The organism is Tenacibaculum gallaicum, assembly GCF_003387615.1.
Taxonomy (GTDB): domain Bacteria; phylum Bacteroidota; class Bacteroidia; order Flavobacteriales; family Flavobacteriaceae; genus Polaribacter; species Polaribacter gallaicus.
The window spans coordinates 124,752-144,502 of the sequence record NZ_QUNS01000007.1 but is presented as its reverse complement, the minus strand read 5'-3'; the positions used below and the strand labels follow the sequence as shown (position 1 = coordinate 144,502).

18 protein-coding genes are annotated in these 19,751 nt (G+C 33.9%); 12 read left to right on the top strand and 6 right to left on the bottom strand.

The window, feature by feature from the left end:
* Window positions 1-526: 526 nt before the first annotated feature.
* Genes C7448_RS12915 through C7448_RS12890 form a run of 6 tightly spaced genes read right to left on the bottom strand, consistent with a single transcriptional unit; the run spans window position 527 to window position 5,867 of the window.
* Window positions 527-1,261 (bottom strand): nitroreductase family protein, encoded by a 735-nt coding sequence (locus tag C7448_RS12915; RefSeq protein ID WP_115901797.1) that lies wholly within the window; start codon window positions 1,259-1,261, stop codon window positions 527-529.
* 52 nt (window positions 1,262-1,313) lie between these two features.
* The gene (locus C7448_RS12910; protein WP_115901796.1) at window positions 1,314-2,687 is read right to left on the bottom strand and encodes an aldehyde dehydrogenase; all 1,374 of its coding nucleotides are present in this window, start codon (window positions 2,685-2,687) and stop codon (window positions 1,314-1,316) included.
* Between the two features lie 3 nt (window positions 2,688-2,690).
* On the bottom strand, window positions 2,691-3,722 hold the full coding sequence (locus C7448_RS12905) for an alkane 1-monooxygenase (protein WP_115901795.1): 1,032 nt from the start codon (window positions 3,720-3,722) through the stop codon (window positions 2,691-2,693).
* Between the two features lie 29 nt (window positions 3,723-3,751).
* Window positions 3,752-4,438 (bottom strand): RluA family pseudouridine synthase, encoded by a 687-nt coding sequence (locus C7448_RS12900; RefSeq protein WP_115901794.1) that lies wholly within the window; start codon window positions 4,436-4,438, stop codon window positions 3,752-3,754.
* A 28-nt stretch (window positions 4,439-4,466) separates the two neighbouring features.
* Window positions 4,467-5,078, bottom strand: a complete 612-nt coding sequence (yihA, locus tag C7448_RS12895) for a ribosome biogenesis GTP-binding protein YihA/YsxC (protein WP_115901793.1) — start codon at window positions 5,076-5,078, stop codon at window positions 4,467-4,469.
* 24 nt (window positions 5,079-5,102) lie between these two features.
* Window positions 5,103-5,867 (bottom strand): alpha/beta fold hydrolase, encoded by a 765-nt coding sequence (locus tag C7448_RS12890; RefSeq protein ID WP_115901792.1) that lies wholly within the window; start codon window positions 5,865-5,867, stop codon window positions 5,103-5,105.
* Between the two features lie 203 nt (window positions 5,868-6,070).
* Here C7448_RS12890 and mraZ point away from each other — a divergent pair, with 203 nt between their 5' ends.
* From mraZ to ftsA, 12 genes are all read left to right on the top strand, one after another.
* The gene (gene mraZ, locus C7448_RS12885; protein WP_115901791.1) at window positions 6,071-6,538 is read left to right on the top strand and encodes a division/cell wall cluster transcriptional repressor MraZ; all 468 of its coding nucleotides are present in this window, start codon (window positions 6,071-6,073) and stop codon (window positions 6,536-6,538) included.
* Window positions 6,525-7,421 carry a 16S rRNA (cytosine(1402)-N(4))-methyltransferase RsmH gene (gene rsmH / locus C7448_RS12880; RefSeq protein ID WP_115901790.1) on the top strand — a complete coding sequence of 299 codons (897 nt, stop codon included), beginning with the start codon at window positions 6,525-6,527 and terminating at the stop codon, window positions 7,419-7,421. The genes mraZ and rsmH overlap by 14 nt, the downstream gene beginning before the upstream one ends.
* Window positions 7,421-7,750: an FtsL-like putative cell division protein gene (locus C7448_RS12875; RefSeq protein ID WP_115901789.1), complete on the top strand. Its 330-nt coding sequence runs from the start codon at window positions 7,421-7,423 to the stop codon at window positions 7,748-7,750. The genes rsmH and C7448_RS12875 overlap by 1 nt, the downstream gene beginning before the upstream one ends.
* A 57-nt stretch (window positions 7,751-7,807) precedes the next feature.
* Window positions 7,808-9,769: a penicillin-binding protein gene (locus C7448_RS12870; protein WP_115901788.1), complete on the top strand. Its 1,962-nt coding sequence runs from the start codon at window positions 7,808-7,810 to the stop codon at window positions 9,767-9,769.
* A complete protein-coding gene (locus tag C7448_RS12865) occupies window positions 9,770-11,236 on the top strand; it encodes a UDP-N-acetylmuramoyl-L-alanyl-D-glutamate--2,6-diaminopimelate ligase (RefSeq protein WP_115901787.1) in 1,467 nt (488 codons plus the stop codon).
* 3 nt (window positions 11,237-11,239) lie between these two features.
* A complete protein-coding gene (gene mraY / locus C7448_RS12860) occupies window positions 11,240-12,466 on the top strand; it encodes a phospho-N-acetylmuramoyl-pentapeptide-transferase (protein ID WP_115901786.1) in 1,227 nt (408 codons plus the stop codon).
* A gap of 69 nt (window positions 12,467-12,535) precedes the next feature.
* Complete coding sequence (murD, locus tag C7448_RS12855; protein ID WP_245939479.1) at window positions 12,536-13,921, top strand: UDP-N-acetylmuramoyl-L-alanine--D-glutamate ligase; 1,386 nt, start codon at window positions 12,536-12,538, stop codon at window positions 13,919-13,921.
* A 16-nt stretch (window positions 13,922-13,937) separates the two neighbouring features.
* Window positions 13,938-15,128 carry an FtsW/RodA/SpoVE family cell cycle protein gene (locus C7448_RS12850; protein ID WP_115901785.1) on the top strand — a complete coding sequence of 397 codons (1,191 nt, stop codon included), beginning with the start codon at window positions 13,938-13,940 and terminating at the stop codon, window positions 15,126-15,128.
* 68 nt (window positions 15,129-15,196) lie between these two features.
* Entirely contained in the window at window positions 15,197-16,288 is a 1,092-nt protein-coding gene (gene murG, locus C7448_RS12845; protein WP_115901784.1) for an undecaprenyldiphospho-muramoylpentapeptide beta-N-acetylglucosaminyltransferase, read from the top strand.
* Window positions 16,288-17,634 carry a UDP-N-acetylmuramate--L-alanine ligase gene (gene murC / locus C7448_RS12840; protein WP_115901783.1) on the top strand — a complete coding sequence of 449 codons (1,347 nt, stop codon included), beginning with the start codon at window positions 16,288-16,290 and terminating at the stop codon, window positions 17,632-17,634. Before murG ends, murC begins: the two co-directional genes overlap by 1 nt.
* A 1-nt stretch (window position 17,635) precedes the next feature.
* Complete coding sequence (locus C7448_RS12835; protein ID WP_115901782.1) at window positions 17,636-18,376, top strand: cell division protein FtsQ/DivIB; 741 nt, start codon at window positions 17,636-17,638, stop codon at window positions 18,374-18,376.
* A complete protein-coding gene (ftsA, locus tag C7448_RS12830) occupies window positions 18,363-19,703 on the top strand; it encodes a cell division protein FtsA (RefSeq protein ID WP_115901781.1) in 1,341 nt (446 codons plus the stop codon). Before C7448_RS12835 ends, ftsA begins: the two co-directional genes overlap by 14 nt.
* The last annotated feature ends 48 nt before the right edge of the window (window positions 19,704-19,751 follow it).

Sequence of the window (19,751 nt, the reverse complement as noted above, 5' to 3'; positions counted from 1 at the left end):
TATTATTATAATCAAGAAAGACCACACCAAAGTTTAAATGGTGTGCCTCCTAATATTTTTAACCAAAATTGTCAACGAATTAGTTAACCTTTACAATTTCGAAGGAAGAATGACTGAGAAATCTCAACAATTAAAAATGAGATTTCTCCCTCTGGTCGAAATGACGTTTATACAAATGAAATGGTTTATGTCTATATTTTAGATTTTAAAAGATTCAAAAGATGAGTATCAACCTTTTTGTTTTGATTTAAAATATGATATATTTCGACAAGGTCTGAGTATTTCCATTCCTTGAACTTGTTAATTCTATAAGAAAAAGAAGAGGTAGATAGTTTCAAAAAGTACTCCCCCGCTAGCGCGAGCATCCTGCTCGTGACGGTATGAGTAATAATAGATAATGAAAGATTAAAAAATAGAATATAAAAAATGAGTAGAAAATATAAATTTCATAACGAATCAGCAGCATACTTTATAAATTTTGGACTATTCACAAAATTTGATATTTTTTTTGATACTATCCAGGTTTTTATACTTCCCTATAAACCTCCTCAAAAGGAACTCTAAAACGTTCTCCATACACTCCTTCAGGTTTACGAATACCACAAGAAACAATCATATTAATTTCTGCACCAAAAGGTAGTCCTAGCAAACGTTTTACGCGCCAAGTATCAGAACCTTCCATGGGGCAGGTGTCGTAACCTTCAGCAGCCATTGAGAGCATAAAAGTTTGTGCTGCTAATCCGCATGTTTTGTGAGCAACTACACGCATATCGCTATTGCGAACTTCACGATACATAGGACGAAATAACCCAACAATCGAAAATAGTATATATTTCAACCAACCAAAAACCCCTAAGAAATCAAAGTAGGTAAACGGAATCAATTTTCCGTAGTAATTACGCGCTACTTTTTCTCGACTTCGTTGCTCCGATTTTGGATTGTTTTTTCCAAACACTTTATCCATAAAAGCTAAGTTGGCTTTAGCGCGTTTACGCCATAAATCTTTACGAACTACAAAAACAACCAATTGTTGCGCAGTTTTAGCAGCATTTTGATTAAAACATAAAGGAGCTATTTTTTCAATAGTTTCTTTAGAGGTAATGTGATAAAATTCCCACAGTTGCATGTTGCTGCTGGTGGGTGCTAAACTGGCCTGCTCTAAACATTTTTTCACAATAGTTGTGTCTATCGGTTTTTCAGGGTCGTATATTCTTACCGAACGACGATAATTGATAGCTTCTGGTACGGTTTTTTTAGGCATAATTTATTAAAAGTCTTGGTTCTTGAATCTATTCCCTTGGTTTTAAAAGAAATTACCCTAATTTCATCAAAGTTTTTAATTGCTGTAATTTTCCTTTGTAAGGAGCGTATCGAGTAGGAACGTCTAACCATGTTCCTCTATTTACCACGCCTTTATGGTGAGAAAAAGCATCAAAAGTTTGTTTTCCATGGTAGCCACCAATGCCGCTTTCGCCCACACCACCAAAAGGCAAACGGTGGTTTGCAAAATGTACAGTAGTGTCGTTTATCGTTCCTCCTCCAAATGAATAACGCTGAATCATTTTTTTAGCAAATGAATTTCGATTGGTAAATACATATAACGCCAAAGGTTTGTCGTATTTAGCAGTGATTTTTTCAATATCAGCTTCGTTTTCATAAGAAATCAATGGAAAAATAGGTCCGAAAATTTCACCTTTCATTACTTCACTGTCTAAACTAGGTTCGTCAATTAAGGTAGGGGCAATGTAGCGATTATCTCTATCGGTTTGTCCGCCAATCACACAGTTTTCATTTTCTAGCATTAAAGCTAAGCGGTCAAAATTTCGAGTGTTTACAATTCGAGGAAAATCGGGAGAATTTTGTGGATTTTCTCCGTAGGCTCTAAAAATTTCTTCTTTAAACTGTTTTATAAATTGTTCCTTAACTGATTTGTGAATTAATAAATAATCGGGAGCTATACAGGTTTGTCCACCATTAATGAACTTCCCCCAAACCAAGCGTTTTGCGGTCAATTTAATATTGGCAGTTTCGTCAACAATACACGGACTTTTCCCACCCAATTCTAAAGTAATAGGTGTTAAATAATTGGCAGCGGCTTTGGCTACAATTTTACCCACAGGAACACTTCCAGTAAAGAAAATATAATCCCAACGTTGTGCTAATAATTCTGTAGAAATAGCTACACCGCCTTCTACAACAGCTACATGATTTTTATCAAAAACAGTTTCGATGATTTCTGTGGTAATTTTACTCGTATGCGGTGTTAATTCCGAAGGCTTTAAAATTACAGTATTTCCTGCTGCAATAGCTCCCAATAAAGGTGCAAATGCTAATTGATAAGGATAATTCCATGGAGCGATGATTAAAACTGTACCATAAGGCTCTTTATAAATTTTAGCTGATGAAGGGAAGTTTAATAGAGATGGTAATACGCGTTTAGGTTTGCTCCAGGAATGAATGTTCTTTATTGCCATTTTTAATTCGGCTAAAACGATAGAAGTCTCAGTCATCACCGCTTCATATTCTGATTTTTTAAAATCATCATGTAAAGCTTTGATAATATCTTGTTCTCTTGTAATAAGCTCTTTTTGTAGTCTTTTTAAAGCACTTTTTCTAAAGGAGATATCTTTGGTTTGTTGTGTTGCAAAATAGTTTTTTTGCGACTGAACCAATTCAGGAATATTCATAGGTTATATATCTTGTAGTTTTTTATTCATTATTGAAAACCATAATGGAGGCATCAAAGCTACGAGCATCATACCTGGATATCCTGTTGGCATTTGAGGGCTCTCTGGTAATGATTTTAAGAGTTGATAATGTTTACTTCCATTATAGTGATGATCAGAATGACGAGATAAATTAAACAGCATTAGCATACCAATTCTGTGATCAGAATTCCATGAATGAGTTCTTTTTACACGTTCATAACGACCTTTTTCGTTTTGTTTACGTAGTAGTCCGTAATGCTCTATATAGTTTACAGTTTCTAGTAATAAAATTCCAAAAACAGCTGCTGCTGTAAAAGCAAGTAGAGCATTTAATCCAAAGAGAAAGAAAGTGCCTGCTAATAACAGTATGTTACAAACCGTATAGATGAGCATTCTGTTTTGCAGATGAAGCCAATTTCTACCAGAATTTTGTAGACGTCTATTTTCTGTTTCCCAAGCTTGATAGTAGCTTTGAAAATGAGAACGGATCCAGAATAGATATACTATTTCATTTTTTCTTGCGGTTGCAGCATCTTTAGGTGTAGCTACATTAAAATGATGTCCGGCATTATGATAGGGTAAAAAGTGTGTATTTAAAGATGTTAATAATAAAACCTCACCTAAAAACTCATCAAAACGGTTGTTCCGATGACCTAATTCATGTCCTACATTAATACCAATTACACCACATAGTAAGCCCATAGCAGAGATTCTTCCTATATATTCTATGGTGGTTAATTGTGCATCTTTCATCATCCATAAAAACCATCCTAAAAAAAGTAATTGAACAGGTACTGTTGTGTATAAGATATAAGTATAAAGTTTGTTTTCTTTTTCTTGCTCTTCCTGTTCTTTACTAAGGTTTTCTTTGTCTGGGTTAAAAAGCAGTTCAAGTAGAGGAACAAACCCAAAAAATACGACTAAAGGTAATAATGTTAACCAACCCATGCTTGTAAACGAAATGTATACGGTTATAGGGAGTATTAAGATAGTTAAAAATTTAAGAGCTTTCATCTTATGTGAAATTTGTCTAAATATACAAATTACAAGCAAGCATCCCAAACTGGGTCAGAAGGAGTTGGGGCAGTGATTTTAATAAGTTCTTTACTAACTGGATGTGTAAATTCTATTTTTCGAGCATGTAAATGAATGCTTCCATCTTTATTACTTCTTTTAGCGCCATACTTTAAATCACCTTTAATAATAGCACCAATGTTAGAAAGTTGTACACGAATTTGATGATGACGACCTGTTTCTAAGTCAACTTCAAGTAACGAATAGTTGTCTAATTTTTTTAGTGTTGTGTAATGTAAAGTAGCTTTCTTACTACCGTTAACTTCTTTGTTGTAGGCTGTGGACTTATTGTTCTTTGGGTTCTTTTTTAAATAATTTGTTAAAGTGTCAGCAGCTTTTTTAGGTTGTTGTTGCACTACTGCCCAATAAGTCTTTTTTATGGTTTTGTCGCGCAACATTTTATTTAAGCGCTCCAAAGCTTTTGAAGTTCGGGCATAGATAACAATACCTGAGGTAGGTCTGTCCAAACGATGAACAGTTCCTAAAAAAACATTTCCAGGCTTGTTGTATTTTTCTTTGATGTACTCTTTAACTACGTCAGAAAGTGGTTTGTCACCAGTTTTGTCACCTTGTACAATATCACCTGCACGTTTGTTAACAACTATAATATGGTTGTCTTCATGTAAAACTTGTAAGTTTTCTTTAGTAGAGTGCATAATAGGTGTTACCTTAAACTCAGAAAGGTTATTTGAAGTTTTCTGCTACGTCCTCGTTTACTTGATCAATAAAGTTTAAAAACTCATCACGTCCCATTCCTGTAGATGAAGAAGTAACAAAGCTCATTGGTAATTCCTCCCAATAATTTAATAGCTTTTTTTTGTAAGTAGTAATTTGTTTATTTAGTTTGGAGCTTCCAAGCTTATCAGCTTTTGTAAAAACGATACAAAAAGGAATGTGATTTTCTCCTAAAAACTGCATAAACTCTAAATCTATTTTCTGTGGATCATGGCGAGAGTCAATTAAAACAAAAGTGCAAACAAGTTGCTCACGTTCTTTAAAGTAATTCTCAATAAAATATTGAAAGATGGTGCGTTTCTTTTTTGAAACCTGAGCATAACCATATCCTGGTAAATCTACTAAAAACCACTCATCGTTAATTTTAAAGTGATTGATAAGCTGTGTTTTTCCTGGTTTTCCAGAGATTTTAGCTAAGTCTTTACGCTCCATTAACATGTTGATTAAAGATGATTTACCAACATTTGAACGCCCAATAAAAGCATATTCAGGTATTCTGTCTTTAGGAGCTTTGGTAACATTGCTGTTACTCATTACAAATTCAGCAGATTTTATTTTCATACTATACTTAAGCTAGTTTAGCTGTTATATTTCTCGTTTGGAAAGCCAGTTTTCTAAAACTTCGTTAAACTCTTCTGGAGTTTCCATCATAGCTGCATGTCCACATTTGTCAATCCAGAATAAATCAGCGTCAGGTAAGAGCTTTTTAAAGTCTTCAGCAACTTCTGGTGGAGTAACACTATCTTGTTTTCCCCAAATTAAACAGGTAGGTTGTTCCATGTTGGGTAAATCTTTGGCCATGTTATGACGAATAGCGCTTTTAGCAATGGCTAAAGTTCTAATCAAAGTATTTCTATCGTTAATAACATCATATACTTGATCAACAAGTTCGTCTGTAGCTATAGCTTTATCATAAAAAACATCTTGTGCTTTTTTTCTAACAAACTCCTTATCTCCTCTTTTAGGATAACTGTCTCCCATGGAGTTTTCGTACAGTCCTGAACTACCTGTTAAAACTAATGCTTTAACATCTTCAGAATAATGTTTTGTATAATATAAAGCAATGTGTCCGCCTAAAGAATTTCCTAATAAAGTAACATTTTTAAGTCCTTTGTATTCTATGAAATCATGTAAAAATTTGGCTAAATTTTTCACGTTAGTTTTAAGGAGGGGTAAGGTGTATAAGGGCAATTCTGGTATAAAAACTTGATATCCTTTTTTTGAAAGATGATTAAAAGTGGAACCAAAATTACTAAGAGCTCCCATTAATCCGTGAAGGATGATAATTGGGCTTCCTTCTCCTGCTTCAGCATATGTAAATTTGTCTTCTTTCTTTAAAAATTCAGTCATATATGTTTCTGATTTGACTTAACCACAAATGTAGTTCTTTTTTATCACTTTTTCATTTTTATTATTTCGCGTATAAGGGTAGTGTTGAAGTGTTTTAGTATCAGATTTTTAGCTCGAAAAACAAAACTTATTAACAAAGTGGTAAAAAGTGGTAAAAAGTGGTAAATATTTTTTATTTTTGATGCAAACTATAGTTTCTTTACGTGATAAATTTAATTGGAACATATGAGTGTAAGGTAGATGCTAAAGGAAGGTTGATGATGGCATCAGCGTTCAAGAAGCAGTTGTCTTCTGTGTTGCAAGAGGGTTTTGTGATTAAACGGTCTGTTTTTCAGTCTTGTTTGGAGTTGTATCCGATGCAAGAATGGAATTTGATGATGGCAAAAATCAATAAACTAAATCGATTCGTAAAGAAAAATAATGATTTTATCAGAAGGTTTACAGCTGGTGTAAAAGTAGTAGATGTGGATGCTTCTGGAAGGATATTGGTTCCGAAAGATTTATGTCAGTTTGCAGGGATTGAAAAGCAAGTAGTGCTTTCTTCTGCAGTGAATATTATTGAGATTTGGGATAAGGATAAATACGAAAAAGTAATTGATGATGCTGTTGTTGATTTTGCTGATTTAGCAGAGGAAGTGATGGGTAATACGGAAGCAGATGAGTTATCATAATCCAGTTTTGTTGAAGGAAAGCGTAGATGCGCTAAATATAAAAGAAGATGGTGTGTATGTGGATGTGACCTTTGGAGGAGGAGGGCACTCTCGAGAAATATTAAGTCGTTTAGGAGAAAAAGGAAGATTGTTTGCTTTTGATCAGGATCCGGACGCGCAGCAAAATAAAATTGATGATCCACGCTTTGTGTTGATTGGTGAGAACTTTCGATTTATATCTAGGTTTTTACGTTTTTATGGTGTGAAGAAGGTTGATGGCGTGTTGGCTGATTTAGGAGTGTCGTCACATCAGTTTGATGAAGCAGAAAGAGGGTTCTCAACTCGTTTTGATGCAGACTTAGATATGAGAATGGATCAAAAGTCTAATCTCTCAGGAAAAAAAATTATCAATACATATAGTGAAGAAAATTTGGCGGATGTGTTGTTTTTGTATGGGGAGTTACGAAATGCGCGAACCTTGGCGAAAACTATTGTTGAAGCAAGGGGTGATAGAGAAATTAAAACAAGTTTTGAGTTAAAAGAAGTGCTACAGAAGTTTCTTCCAAAAGCAAAGGAACATAAAATATTAGCACAAATTTTTCAAGCAATACGTATTGAGGTAAATCAAGAGTTGGAGGTGTTGAAAGAGTTTTTACAGCAAATACCAGATTTATTAAATGAAGAAGGAAGGCTAAGTGTGATTTCATATCATTCGTTAGAAGATAGGTTGGTGAAGCGATTTATAAGAACTGGGTTGTTTAGTGGAGAGCCAGAAAAAGATTTTTATGGTAATACTAGCGAGCCGCTTAAAAAAGTTGGTAAAATGATTATACCAACAAAAGCAGAGATAAAAGAAAATAACAGGGCACGAAGTGCAAAATTAAGGATAGCAACATTAAAGTAATGTCTAAAGTCAGGAAGAATATATACGATCTTTTAAGAGGAAGTTTTCTTACGGACGAAAGTTCATTTAAAAATTGGCGGATTCTGATTTTTGTGGTGCTGCTGTTGTTAGTAATGATTTATAGTTCGCATAGTGCAGATGCAAAAGTGGTGGAAATAGCAGCACTGAATAAGAAAAAAAGGGAGTTGCGGGCTGAAGATGTAGATACGAGTACTCAACTAATGCGAATGAAGTTAGAAAGTAGTATTCGAGATAAAGTAAAGAGTAAAGGGTTGTACCCTGCAAAAAAACCGCCTCAAAAAATAAAAGTAACATATAATAAAGAGTAATATAAAATGGTAATAAAAAAAGGCATATTAAACAAACTCTACGTGATAGTTGTTTTAATGACGCTTTTCTTTGTAGTTATCATTTTTAGACTTTTTAAACTTCAATATGTAGAAGGGGATAAGTATAGAAAGCTTTCTGAAGAAAAAACAGTTAAAAACGATACTATTTTTGCGAATAGAGGAAATGTGTATGCAGCAGATGGAAATTTGTTAGCAACTTCTATGTCAAAATTTACCATCCGTATGGATGTGGTGTCGGTAGATTCTGAAGTTTTTGAAAAGAATATCCGAGCGCTTTCTGAATCACTTTCTGAGTTGTTAGGAAAACCAGCAAGCTATTATCAAAAGAAATTACGTAATGCAAAAAAACGTAGAAATCGTTATTTGTTAATAGCTCGTAATGTTGGTTATAATGATTATGTGAGAATGAAAAGCTTCCCGATTTTTAACCGAGGAGTATATCGAGGAGGTTTTATAGCGGAACAAAAAACAGTTCGTGTACATCCTATTGGTAAAATAGCAGAACGTACTATTGGGTATGACGATTACAGAGGGGGAGCAGGAATTGAAGGCGCTTTTGCAGATTATATGCAAGGAGAAAATGGTTGGCGCTTAAAGCAAAAAATAGCCAAAGGGCAATGGAAACCTATTAATGATGTAAATGAGAAAGAGCCTATAGATGGTAGTGATGTAATTACTACAATAGATGTAAATATTCAAGATATTACACACCATGCTTTGTTGAGGGAGATGGAGTATTTTGAAGCTGACCATGGTTGTGCGGTAGTGATGGAAGTAGAAACAGGAGAGATAAAGGCGATATCTAATTTGGGAAGGACTTCTAAAGGGAGGTATTACGAAAAAAGAAATTATGCTGTTTGGGAGAGTCACGAACCAGGGTCAACCTTTAAGTTAGCTAGTTTAATGGTGGCTTTAGAAGACAAAGTTGTAGATACTTCAACAGTGGTAGATTGTGAAAAAGGTAGAATTTATATTAATAACCGTAAAGTAGAAGACAGTAAAAGAGGAGGGCACGGAAAAATATCATTAGGAAGAGTATTTGAGGTTTCTTCAAATGTTGGAATTGTAAAAACAATCCAAAAATACTACGATAAGAACCCGAAAAAATTCACTGATAAAATTAAGTCGTTTGGTTTAGATCAATTAACAGGAGTAAAGATCAAAGGAGAAGGAAAGCCATACATACCGCAACCATCTGAGAAAAGTTGGAGTCCGATTTCGCTAGAATGGATGGCTTGGGGGTATGGAATTCATCTTACGCCATTGCAAACATTGGCGTTTTATAACGCAGTTGCAAATGACGGTAAATTGGTGAAACCATACTTTGTTAAAGAGTTAAGAGTTGGAGGTAAGGTAGAAGAAAGCTTTGGAACAGAAGTGTTAAAAGAAAAAATAGCATCACAAGAAACTATAGATAAAGTTCGAAAAGTGATGGAGAATACTATAAAATACGGAACGGGTAAGAGGATATATTCACCAAATTTTTCTATGGCAGGAAAAACAGGAACGGCAAAAAAATATATTCCAAGAACTAAGAATGCTAAAGGAGAGTACGAAGGAGGATATTATTCAAATCAAAAATATGTAGCTTCTTTTGCAGGATTTTTTCCAGCGGATGAACCTAAGTATTCTTGTATTGTAGTAGTTCATAGCCCTAAAAAAGAAAAAGGATATTATGGAGCAATAGTAGCAGCTCCTATATTTAAAGAAATAGCTCAAAAAATTTATACTTCAACAGCTATTAACAACCAGTTTGTGTCTGATGAAATTTCAGAAGAAGTTCTTGGTAAAGAGTATCAAGAATACTATCAAAAATTAAGAAAATATAAAACAATCATGCCGAAAGTAATAGGTATGAGTGGGATGGATGCAGTAGCATTATTAGAGAATATGGGGTTGAAGGTTAAGTTTTCAGGAGTAGGAAAGGTAACGGAACAATCTGTAGATAGAGGACTGAAAGTCTCAAAAGGTGCAACGATATATTTAAAACTATCATAGTTGAAAAGATTAAAAGACATATTATATAAGGTAGCTGTAAAAGAAGTTTACGGAAATATAGATATTACTATAGGAACACTTCATTTTGATAGCAGAAAGGTGGGAAGTGGAGATGTTTTTGTAGCTCAAAAAGGCGTAACGGTAGACGGACATCAGTTTATAGAGAAAGCAGTATCGTTAGGTGCTGAAGCTATTGTTTGTGAAGAGATGCCGAACGATAGAAGTGAAGAGGTAGCTTATATTATAGTAGAAGACTCAAATGCTGCTTTAGCAATAATGGCAGCAAATTATTATAACAACCCGTCAAAGAGCTTGCAATTAGTAGGAGTAACAGGAACAAATGGTAAAACTACTATTGCAAGCTTATTGTGTCAACTGTTTAAAAAAGCAGGATATAAAGTAGGGCTGTTGTCAACCGTGAAAGTGATGGTTGATGAAGAAGAATTTAAAGCGACACATACAACGCCAAATTCAGTAGCGATAAATCAATATTTATCAAAAATGGTTGAAACCGGAGTTGACTATTGTTTTATGGAAGTAAGTTCTCATGGAATTCATCAAAAACGCACTGAAGGGTTAGAGTTTTCAGGAGGAGTATTTACAAACTTATCACACGATCATTTAGATTATCACGAAACATTTGCAGAATACCGTGATGTAAAAAAAGCGTTTTTTGATTCGTTACCAAAATCAGCATTTGCTTTGGTGAATATTGATGATAAAAATGGACAAATAATGCTACAAAACACAAAGGCAAATAAACAAACTTATGCATTAAAAACATTAGGAGATTTTAAAGCAAAAGTGTTAGAAAAACGTCTATCAGGAACCTTGTTAACAATCAATGGAATAGAAGTTTGGACAAAGCTAATAGGTGAGTTCAATGCCTACAATTTGTTGGCAATATATGGGGTGGCAGAGTTATTAGGACTTGAGAAAATAGAAATTTTACGAATTGTAAGTGAGTTAGAAAGTGTAAGTGGACGATTTCAATATACAGTTTCAGATGATGGAGTTACGGCCATAGTAGACTATGCACATACACCAGATGCATTAAAAAATGTATTACAAACCATTAATGATATCCGAACAGGAAATGAAACAGTAATTACAGTTGTAGGTTGTGGAGGAGATAGGGATACAACGAAGCGTCCAAAAATGGCACTAATAGCTTCCCAATTAAGTGATCAAGTTGTTTTTACTTCAGACAACCCTAGAACAGAAGATCCACAGTCAATAATAGATGAAATGGAAATAGGTGTAGCTGCAGAAAATTATAAAAAAACACTATCAATTGTAGATCGAAGACAAGCTATAAAAACGGCTTGTAAACTAGCAAAATCAGGAGATATTGTACTTGTTGCAGGAAAAGGGCATGAAACCTACCAAGAAGTAAATGGTGTTAGGCATCATTTTGATGATTTAGAAGAAGTAATCAACTATTTTAATCAACTAAAAAAACACTAACGAATGCTATATTATTTATTTCAATATTTAGAAAGTGAATTTAGCTTAACAGGGGCAAGTGTGTTTCAGTTTATCACATTTAGATCTGCGATGGCGTTCATATTGTCTTTATTGATTTCAACTATTTTCGGTAAAAAAATCATTAACTATCTAAGAAGACAACAAGTTGGTGAAACAGTAAGAGATTTAGGTTTAGATGGACAAGTGCAAAAAGCAGGAACACCTACAATGGGAGGTGTAATTATAATTCTTGCAACATTAGTCCCTGTATTATTCTTAGCTAAACTAGAGAATATATATATCATAATCTTATTAATAACCACTGTTTGGATGGGGCTTATTGGTTTTACCGATGACTACATAAAGGTATTTAAAAAGGATAAGGCTGGTTTAAAAGGGAAGTTTAAGGTTTTAGGGCAAGTTGGACTTGGTATAATCGTAGGCTCTATGTTGTATTTTCATCCGGATGTAACTATAAAAGAACAATTACCTAGTTCAGAACAAATTGTGCAGGTAGATGGTAAAAAGAAAGTATTTGGAGATGTCCATAAATCAACAAAAACAACAGTTCCTTTCTTGAAGGATAATGAATTGGATTATGCAAAAGCGTTAAGCTTCTTAGGAGATGGATATGAAAAATATGGGTGGATAGTCTTCATTTTTGTTACTGTTTTTATTGTTACAGGAGTTTCAAATGGGGCGAATTTAACAGATGGAATTGATGGTTTAGCAGCGGGTTCATCCGCAATTATGGTAATAACTCTGGCAATTTTTGCGTGGGTATCTGGTAATATCATTTTTGCAGACTACTTAGATGTAATGTACATCCCAAAATCAGGAGAAATGACAGTGTTCATCTTTGCTTTTGCAGGAGCTTTAATCGGGTTTTTATGGTATAATACCTATCCAGCACAAGTATTCATGGGAGACACAGGGAGTTTGACGATTGGAGGAATTATAGCAGTAATAGCAATTGCGATAAGAAAAGAATTATTGCTACCAGTTTTAGCGGGGGTTTTTGTAGTTGAAAATCTATCGGTAATACTACAAGTATCATGGTTTAAGTATACAAAAAAGAAGTTTGGAAAAGGAAGGCGAATTTTTAAAATGTCTCCCTTGCATCACCATTATCAAAAATTAAACTATCACGAAAGTAAAATTGTAGTACGTTTTTGGATTGTAGGAATTTTGTTAGCGGTATTTACCATAGTAACATTGAAGTTAAGATAAAAGCCCACCCTAACCCTCCCAAAGGGAGGGGTGAAAAATAAAGACAAAGAGATTAAAAGAGAACAGAAAGTGAGTAAGCAAGAAAAAAGAAGTGATGAGGTTGTTTTCCCTTTGGGGACTAAGGGGCTTTTGGTTGTTCTTGGTGGAGGAGAAAGTGGTGTAGGGACAGCACTTTTAGGAAAGCAAAAAGGATATGAAGTTTTTGTTTCAGATAAAGGAAGTATAGCAGAGCGATATAAAAAAGTTCTTTTACATAATTCAGTCGATTTTGAAGAAAATCAGCACGCAGAAGATAAAATTTTAAATGCTGACGTGGTGATGAAAAGTCCTGGAATTCCAGAAAAAGTTGCACTTGTGCAAAAGTTGGTTTCAAAAGGAGTTAAAGTGATTTCAGAAATAGAATTTGCTTCGGAATTTACCAATGCAACAATTGTGGGAGTTACAGGCTCAAATGGTAAAACAACCACAACCATGTTGCTACATTATGTGTTAAAAAAAGCAGGCTTAAATGTAGGAGTTGGAGGAAATATAGGAGATAGTTTCGCTGAACAAGTGGTTGATGATAAGTACGACGAATACGTGTTGGAGTTAAGTAGTTTTCAGCTGGATGGTATCGAGAATTTTAAACCACACATAGCAATAATAACTAATATAACACCAGATCATTTAGATCGATATGAATATGAATTTGATAACTATATAAACTCAAAATTCAGAATTACAAAAAATCAAACAAAAGATGATTTTTTAATATACGATGCCGATGATGAAGCAATTCAAACTTGGTTAAAAAATAATAAAACAGAAGCAACGCTAGTGCCATTTTCAATAGAGAAAGAATTGGAATACGGAGCTTTTTTAAGACAAGACACGATCATAATGAAATTTAATACAGAAGAAAAATTAATGAAGGTTTCTGAACTAACATTACAAGGAAAGCACAACACAAAAAACGTAATGGCTACATCAATGGCTGCAAGGTTGTTAAAAGTAAGAAAAGAAACAATTGCAGAAAGCCTATCTGATTTTGAAGGTGTAGAACACCGTTTAGAAAAAGTGCAAAAAGTAAATGGAATTGAATTCATTAACGATAGCAAAGCTACAAATGTAAATGCGGCTTTTTATGCACTAGAATGTATGGATAACCCAACAGTTTGGATTGTAGGAGGTGTTGATAAAGGAAATGATTATACTGATTTATTGCCTCTAGTAAGAGAAAAAGTAAAAGCGATAGTTTGTTTGGGATTAGATAATCAAAAAATCATAGACACTTTTGCGAATGTAGTAGATGTTATGGTGGAAACTGCTGGAGCAGAAGAAGCAGTAAAAGTAGCTTATAAAGTAGCACAAAGAGGAGACACGGTATTGTTGTCACCAGCATGCGCTAGTTTCGATTTGTTTGAAAACTACGAAGATAGAGGAAGAAAGTTTAAAGAAGCTGTAAGAAATATATAATGTATAATAAAGATTGATGAAAAACATCTTTCGACATATAAAAGGAGATCGAGCCATTTGGGCTATAGTTGCAGTATTGGCAATATTTTCATTTATGCCAATATATAGTGCAAGCACCAATTTGGTGTACGTAGTTGGTAATGGATCTACTTTAGGACATTTGGTAAAACACATTGTATTACTAATTACAGGGTTTGCAGTAATTTATGGAGTGCATAAAATTCCATATAGGTACTTCAGTGGAGGTTCCGTTTTAATGCTACCTGTAGTTGTTCTGCTATTGGTCTTTACCTTAGCGCAAGGAACCACTATTGGAGGGGCTAATGCGAGTAGATGGATTCGCATTCCGTTTGTAGGAATCGGATTTCAAACTTCTACATTGGCAGGTTTAGTCTTAATGGTGTATGTTGCACGCTATTTGGCAAAAAATAAAGAAAAAGTAATTTCTTTTAAAGAAAGTCTACTGCAGTTGTGGCTTCCGGTAGGTTTAGTGCTGGTGTTAATTTTACCAGCAAACTTCTCAACGACAGCTATGGTGTTCTTTATGATTTTAATGGTTTCATTTATAGGAGGGTACCCATTAAAATATATAGGCTATATATTAGGAATAGGACTTTTTGCTTTTCTGTTTTTTATTTTAGTAGCGAAAGCGTTTCCAGATGCAATGCCCAACCGTGTAAACACATGGAAAAGTAGAATTGAAAGCTTTTCTCAGTCTGATGGTGAAGAAGATTACCAAGTGGAAAAGGCCAAAATAGCCATTGCAACAGGAGGAGTAATAGGTAAGGGACCAGGTAAAAGTGTACAGAAAAACTTTTTACCACAATCTTCATCCGATTTTATCTATGCAATTATTGTTGAAGAATACGGTTTTGCAGGTGCAATTGTGGTGATTTTTATTTATTTTTTACTACTCTTTAGAATTTTAATAACTGCTAAAAAGGCTACGACGATATTTGCAACTTTGTTGGTTGTGGGTGTGGGAATTCCCATCGTTTTTCAAGCAATGATAAACATGGCAGTAGCAGTGAATATTTTACCAGTAACAGGACAGACACTCCCGCTAATAAGTAGTGGGGGTACCTCTATTTGGATGACATGTTTCGCATTAGGAATGATTTTAAGTGTAAGTGCTTCTAAAAACGAAACTGAAGAAACAATTTTAGATGATAACCCTTTAGATATTTTACATGAAACGCTGGACTAAAAATACAGATATACGGGTTGGAATTATTATGAGCGTACATACAACACTGTTAACATAAAAAAGACTGTATGAAACAATCGATTAATATCATAATAAGTGGTGGAGGTACTGGGGGTCATATTTACCCTGCCATAGCAATTGCTAACGAAATAAAAGTTCGTTACCCAGAAGCTAATATTTTGTTCGTTGGAGCAAAAGATAAAATGGAAATGGAAAAAGTTCCGCAAGCGGGATATAACATTGAAGGATTGTGGATTTCAGGAATTCAAAGAAAGCTAACTTTAAAGAATTTACTATTTCCATTTAAACTGTTAAATAGTTTATGGAAAGCATATCGAATTATACGAAAATTTAAACCAGATGTTGCTGTTGGAACAGGAGGCTTTGCAAGTGGACCAACGTTAATGGTAGCTAATAGAAAAGGAATACCAACCTTAATACAAGAGCAAAATTCATACCCTGGAATAACTAATAGGTTATTAGGTAAAAAAGCACAGAAAATATGTGTTGCATACGATAATTTAGAACGTTTTTTCTCTGAAGATAAAATAGTAAAAACAGGAAACCCAGTCCGTCAAGATTTACTATTTATTCATACTAAAATAGAAGAAGGGAAAGAGTTTTTTGAGTTAGATACATCTAAAAAAACAATTTTAATATTAGGAGGAAGCCTCGGTGCTCGTAAAATAAATCAGTTGGTAGAAGAAAATTTAGATTTCTTCAAAAAACAAAGAGTTCAATTGATATGGCAATGCGGTAAGCTGTATTATGAAGAATACAAAAAGTATGATGAATTAGAAAATGTTCAAGTACATCAGTTTTTGAATAGGATGGATTTAGCCTATGCAGCTGCAGATTTTATTGTGTCAAGAGCAGGAGCAAGTTCAGTATCGGAATTATGTATAGTAGGGAAGCCAACTATTTTCATTCCATCACCAAATGTGGCAGAAGATCATCAAACAAAAAATGCAAAATCTATTGCCGACAAACATGGGGCTCTAGTAGTTAAAGAGAGTGAATTAGACACTTTTCCTGTCGTATTAGAAACCTTATTAAAAGACAAAGGGAAGCAAGAAAGTTTAAGTGAAAACATTAATGAGTTAGCGTTGCCAAATGCAACAAGTAATATCGTTAACGAAATAGAAAAATTAATTAGTTAGTGAATTTAAAAACGATACATAACGTTTATTTTATAGGTATTGGCGGAATAGGAATGAGCGCCATAGCTCGCTATTTTTCTGTCAATGGAAAAGTAGTTGCAGGCTACGATAAAACACCAACACCTATCACTAAAAGTTTAGAAGAAATAGGAGTAGAAGTCCATTTTGAAGATGCTGTAAAGAATATTCCAATATCATTTTTAAATACAGAAAAAACACTGGTGGTATATACACCAGCAGTTCCTAAAAATCATCAAGAATTAAATTATCTTACAGAGAACGGATACGCAGTTTTAAAAAGAGCGGAAGTATTGGGAGAAATAACCAAGAATACTTTTTGTTTAGCAGTGGCAGGAACGCATGGAAAAACAACAACATCTTCTATTTTAGGACACATTATGCAACCTGAAAAAGCTACATCATTTTTAGGAGGAATTGCAGAAAATTACAATTCTAATTTAATTTTAGGAGAAGATAAAATTTCGGTAGTTGAAGCAGATGAGTTTGACCGTTCGTTTTTAAATCTATCACCCAATATAGCTTGTGTAACCTCTATGGATGCTGATCATCTAGATATTTATGGAGAAAATGAATTCTTACAACAATCATTTAGAGATTTTGCAAGTAAAGTTTCTGATACTTTAATTGTAGCAAAAGGATTGCCATTAAAAGGCTTAACATATGCTGTTGATGAGGAAGCTGACTATAAAGCTTATAATGTAAGAATAGAAGTAGGTAAGTATGTTTTTGATGTAAAAACACCAACATCAGAAATTAAAAACATAACATTCCATTTACCAGGAAATCACAATATGATGAATGCTTTAGCAGCACTAGCTATAGCTGATGTGTATGGAGTATCGTTAGAAAAAATTAAAGAACAACTAGGTAGCTTTAAAGGGGTGCAACGCAGATTTTCTTACAAAATAAAGACAAAAGATGTTGTGCTAATTGATGATTATGCACACCATCCAACGGAAATAAAAGCGGTAGCACAATCTGTTAGAGAAATGTACACAAAAGAAAAAGTGTTGGCTATATTTCAACCGCACTTGTTCAGTAGAACTAGAGACTTTGCAGATGATTTTGCAAAAGCATTATCGTTGTTTGATGAAGTACTTTTATTAGATATTTATCCAGCCAGAGAATTACCAATAAAAGGAGTTACTTCTAGTTGGTTGTTGGAAAAACTTACCATTGATACTAAAAAGCTAATATCAAAGGAAAAATTAAGTGACGAAATCATAAAATCTGAGTCAAAAATTGTAGCAATGTTAGGTGCAGGAAATATTGGTTTATTGGTTGATGAAGTAAAAGATAAATTAAAAGAAAAACACAAAAAATAGAATGAAAAAATTAGCAACATATCTGTCTTTTTTCTTGCTGTTGATGTTTTTGGTGTTTTTGTATGGTTTTACAACCAATAGAAATGGATTAAAAAAGGTGAAAAATACGGTGGTAGAATTTGCTGCTGGAGATAATAACTTTTTGACACACAGTATGGTTGATAAATTGTTAATACAAAATAATGAATTTGTTAAAAATCAACCAAAAAGATTGGTAGATTTACACTTTCTAGAGGCTAATGTTTCGGCGAATCCGTATGTTGAAAAAACAGCTGTGTTTTTAACCGTAGATGGGGTGTTAAAAACTACGATAAAACAACGAACACCGATAGCTCGAATTGTTGATAAAGATACATCTTTTTATGTTGATAAGTATGGAGTTGAAATTCCGTTATCAACAAATTTTTCAGCAAGAGTACCATTAGTTTTAGGAGTAAGGGAGCCAGAAGAAATCAAAGAATTAACAACGTTAATAAAGAACATAAATAGTAATAGTTTTTTCGCTAAAGAAATTATTGCTATTCAAAAAGACGCCCAAAACGAATATATATTTACTGTTCGTAGTGGTGATTATAAGATAATTTTTGGAGAGTTAACAGATGCCTCAATAAAGTTTAAAAAGCTAACAGCATTTTATAACAAAGCGTTTACAGACAAAACCATTAATAACTATAAAGCGATAAATGTAAAATACCACAACCAAGTTGTGTGCACAAAACAAAATCAAGATGGAAAACAATAAAATAGCAGTTGGTTTAGATATTGGTACAACCAAGATTGTTGCCATGATTGGTCGTAGAAACGAATACGGAAAGCTTGAAGTTTTAGGTATTGGTAAGGCGAAAAGTTTAGGTGTAAAGCGTGGGGTAGTTAATAACATTACGCAAACAATTCAGTCTATTCAGCAGGCAGCTGAAGAGGCAGAAAGTATTTCAGGACATAAAATAGAAAATGTTGTAGTAGGTATTGCAGGTCAGCACATACGTAGTCTACACCATAGTGACTACATAACAAGAGAAAAATCAGAAGAGGTAATTGATGCTAATGATATAGAAAATTTAGTTAGCCAAGTACACAAATTGGTAATGTTACCGGGTGAAGAAATTATTCATGTATTACCACAAGAGTTTAAAGTAGATAGTCAGCCAGATATAAAAGAACCTATAGGGATGTATGGAGGAAGACTGGAAGCAAATTTTCATGTAGTAGTAGGTCAAGTTTCTTCTATCCGAAATGTAGGCAGATGTATTAAGAGTGCGGGGTTAAATCTATCAGATATTACTCTTGAACCTTTAGCATCAGCATCAGCAGTATTAAGTCAAGAAGAAAAAGAAGCAGGTGTAGCATTGATTGATATAGGTGGGGGAACTACAGATTTAGCAATATTTAAAGACGGAATTATTCGTCATACAGCAGTAATTCCTTTTGGAGGAAATGTAATTACTGAAGATATAAAAGAAGGTTGTTCAATAATTGAAAAACAAGCAGAGTTATTAAAAATTAAGTTCGGTTCAGCATGGCCTGGAGAAAATAAAGAAACGGAAATCGTTTCAATTCCTGGGTTAAGAGGAAGAGAACCCAAAGAAATTACACTTAAAAACTTATCAAAAATAATTCATGCAAGAGTTCAAGAAATTATAGAGCATGTATATTTAGAAATTAAGAACTACGGACACGAAACTCAGAAAGGAAAATTGATTGCAGGCATTGTACTAACAGGAGGTGGAGCTCAATTAAAACATTTACGCCAGTTAGTAGAATATATTACCGGAATGGACGTTCGTATTGGGTATCCAAATGAACACCTAGCAGGAGATTCAGATGAAGGGTTATCAAGTCCAGCATTTGCAACTGCTGTAGGGTTGTTAATGGAAGGTTTACAAAAGGAAACTGAAGAAAAAGTAGCTGTAGAAGAAGCGCCAGAAGCGTTAGTAAAAGAAGCTATTGAGGAAGAAAACGAGATTATAGAAGAAGTTCGAGAAGAGAAGGAACACAAAGCGAAAAAATCTAAATCATTTTTTGACAAGTTTACTGAACGATTCAAAGAGTTTTTAGATAACGCAGAGTAATTAGTATATATAAGAAAACTCCTGATTAATCCCCTAAAAAGGAGTGTA

What these genes read in the sequence shown, in the direction of transcription:
- yihA (WP_115901793.1), bottom strand. Translation starts at nt 5,078, where the DNA reads ATGAAAATAAAATCTGCTGAATTTGTAATGAGTAACAGCAATGTTACC.
- mraY (WP_115901786.1), top strand. Translation starts at nt 11,240, where the DNA reads ATGCTATATTATTTATTTCAATATTTAGAAAGTGAATTTAGCTTAACA.
- C7448_RS12875 (WP_115901789.1), top strand. Translation starts at nt 7,421, where the DNA reads ATGTCTAAAGTCAGGAAGAATATATACGATCTTTTAAGAGGAAGTTTT.
- C7448_RS12915 (WP_115901797.1), bottom strand. Translation starts at nt 1,261, where the DNA reads ATGCCTAAAAAAACCGTACCAGAAGCTATCAATTATCGTCGTTCGGTA.
- C7448_RS12910 (WP_115901796.1), bottom strand. Translation starts at nt 2,687, where the DNA reads ATGAATATTCCTGAATTGGTTCAGTCGCAAAAAAACTATTTTGCAACA.
- murG (WP_115901784.1), top strand. Translation starts at nt 15,197, where the DNA reads ATGAAACAATCGATTAATATCATAATAAGTGGTGGAGGTACTGGGGGT.
- ftsA (WP_115901781.1), top strand. Translation starts at nt 18,363, where the DNA reads ATGGAAAACAATAAAATAGCAGTTGGTTTAGATATTGGTACAACCAAG.
- C7448_RS12850 (WP_115901785.1), top strand. Translation starts at nt 13,938, where the DNA reads ATGAAAAACATCTTTCGACATATAAAAGGAGATCGAGCCATTTGGGCT.
- C7448_RS12900 (WP_115901794.1), bottom strand. Translation starts at nt 4,438, where the DNA reads ATGCACTCTACTAAAGAAAACTTACAAGTTTTACATGAAGACAACCAT.
- C7448_RS12835 (WP_115901782.1), top strand. Translation starts at nt 17,636, where the DNA reads ATGAAAAAATTAGCAACATATCTGTCTTTTTTCTTGCTGTTGATGTTT.
- C7448_RS12905 (WP_115901795.1), bottom strand. Translation starts at nt 3,722, where the DNA reads ATGAAAGCTCTTAAATTTTTAACTATCTTAATACTCCCTATAACCGTA.
- C7448_RS12890 (WP_115901792.1), bottom strand. Translation starts at nt 5,867, where the DNA reads ATGACTGAATTTTTAAAGAAAGAAGACAAATTTACATATGCTGAAGCA.
- rsmH (WP_115901790.1), top strand. Translation starts at nt 6,525, where the DNA reads ATGAGTTATCATAATCCAGTTTTGTTGAAGGAAAGCGTAGATGCGCTA.
- C7448_RS12870 (WP_115901788.1), top strand. Translation starts at nt 7,808, where the DNA reads ATGACGCTTTTCTTTGTAGTTATCATTTTTAGACTTTTTAAACTTCAA.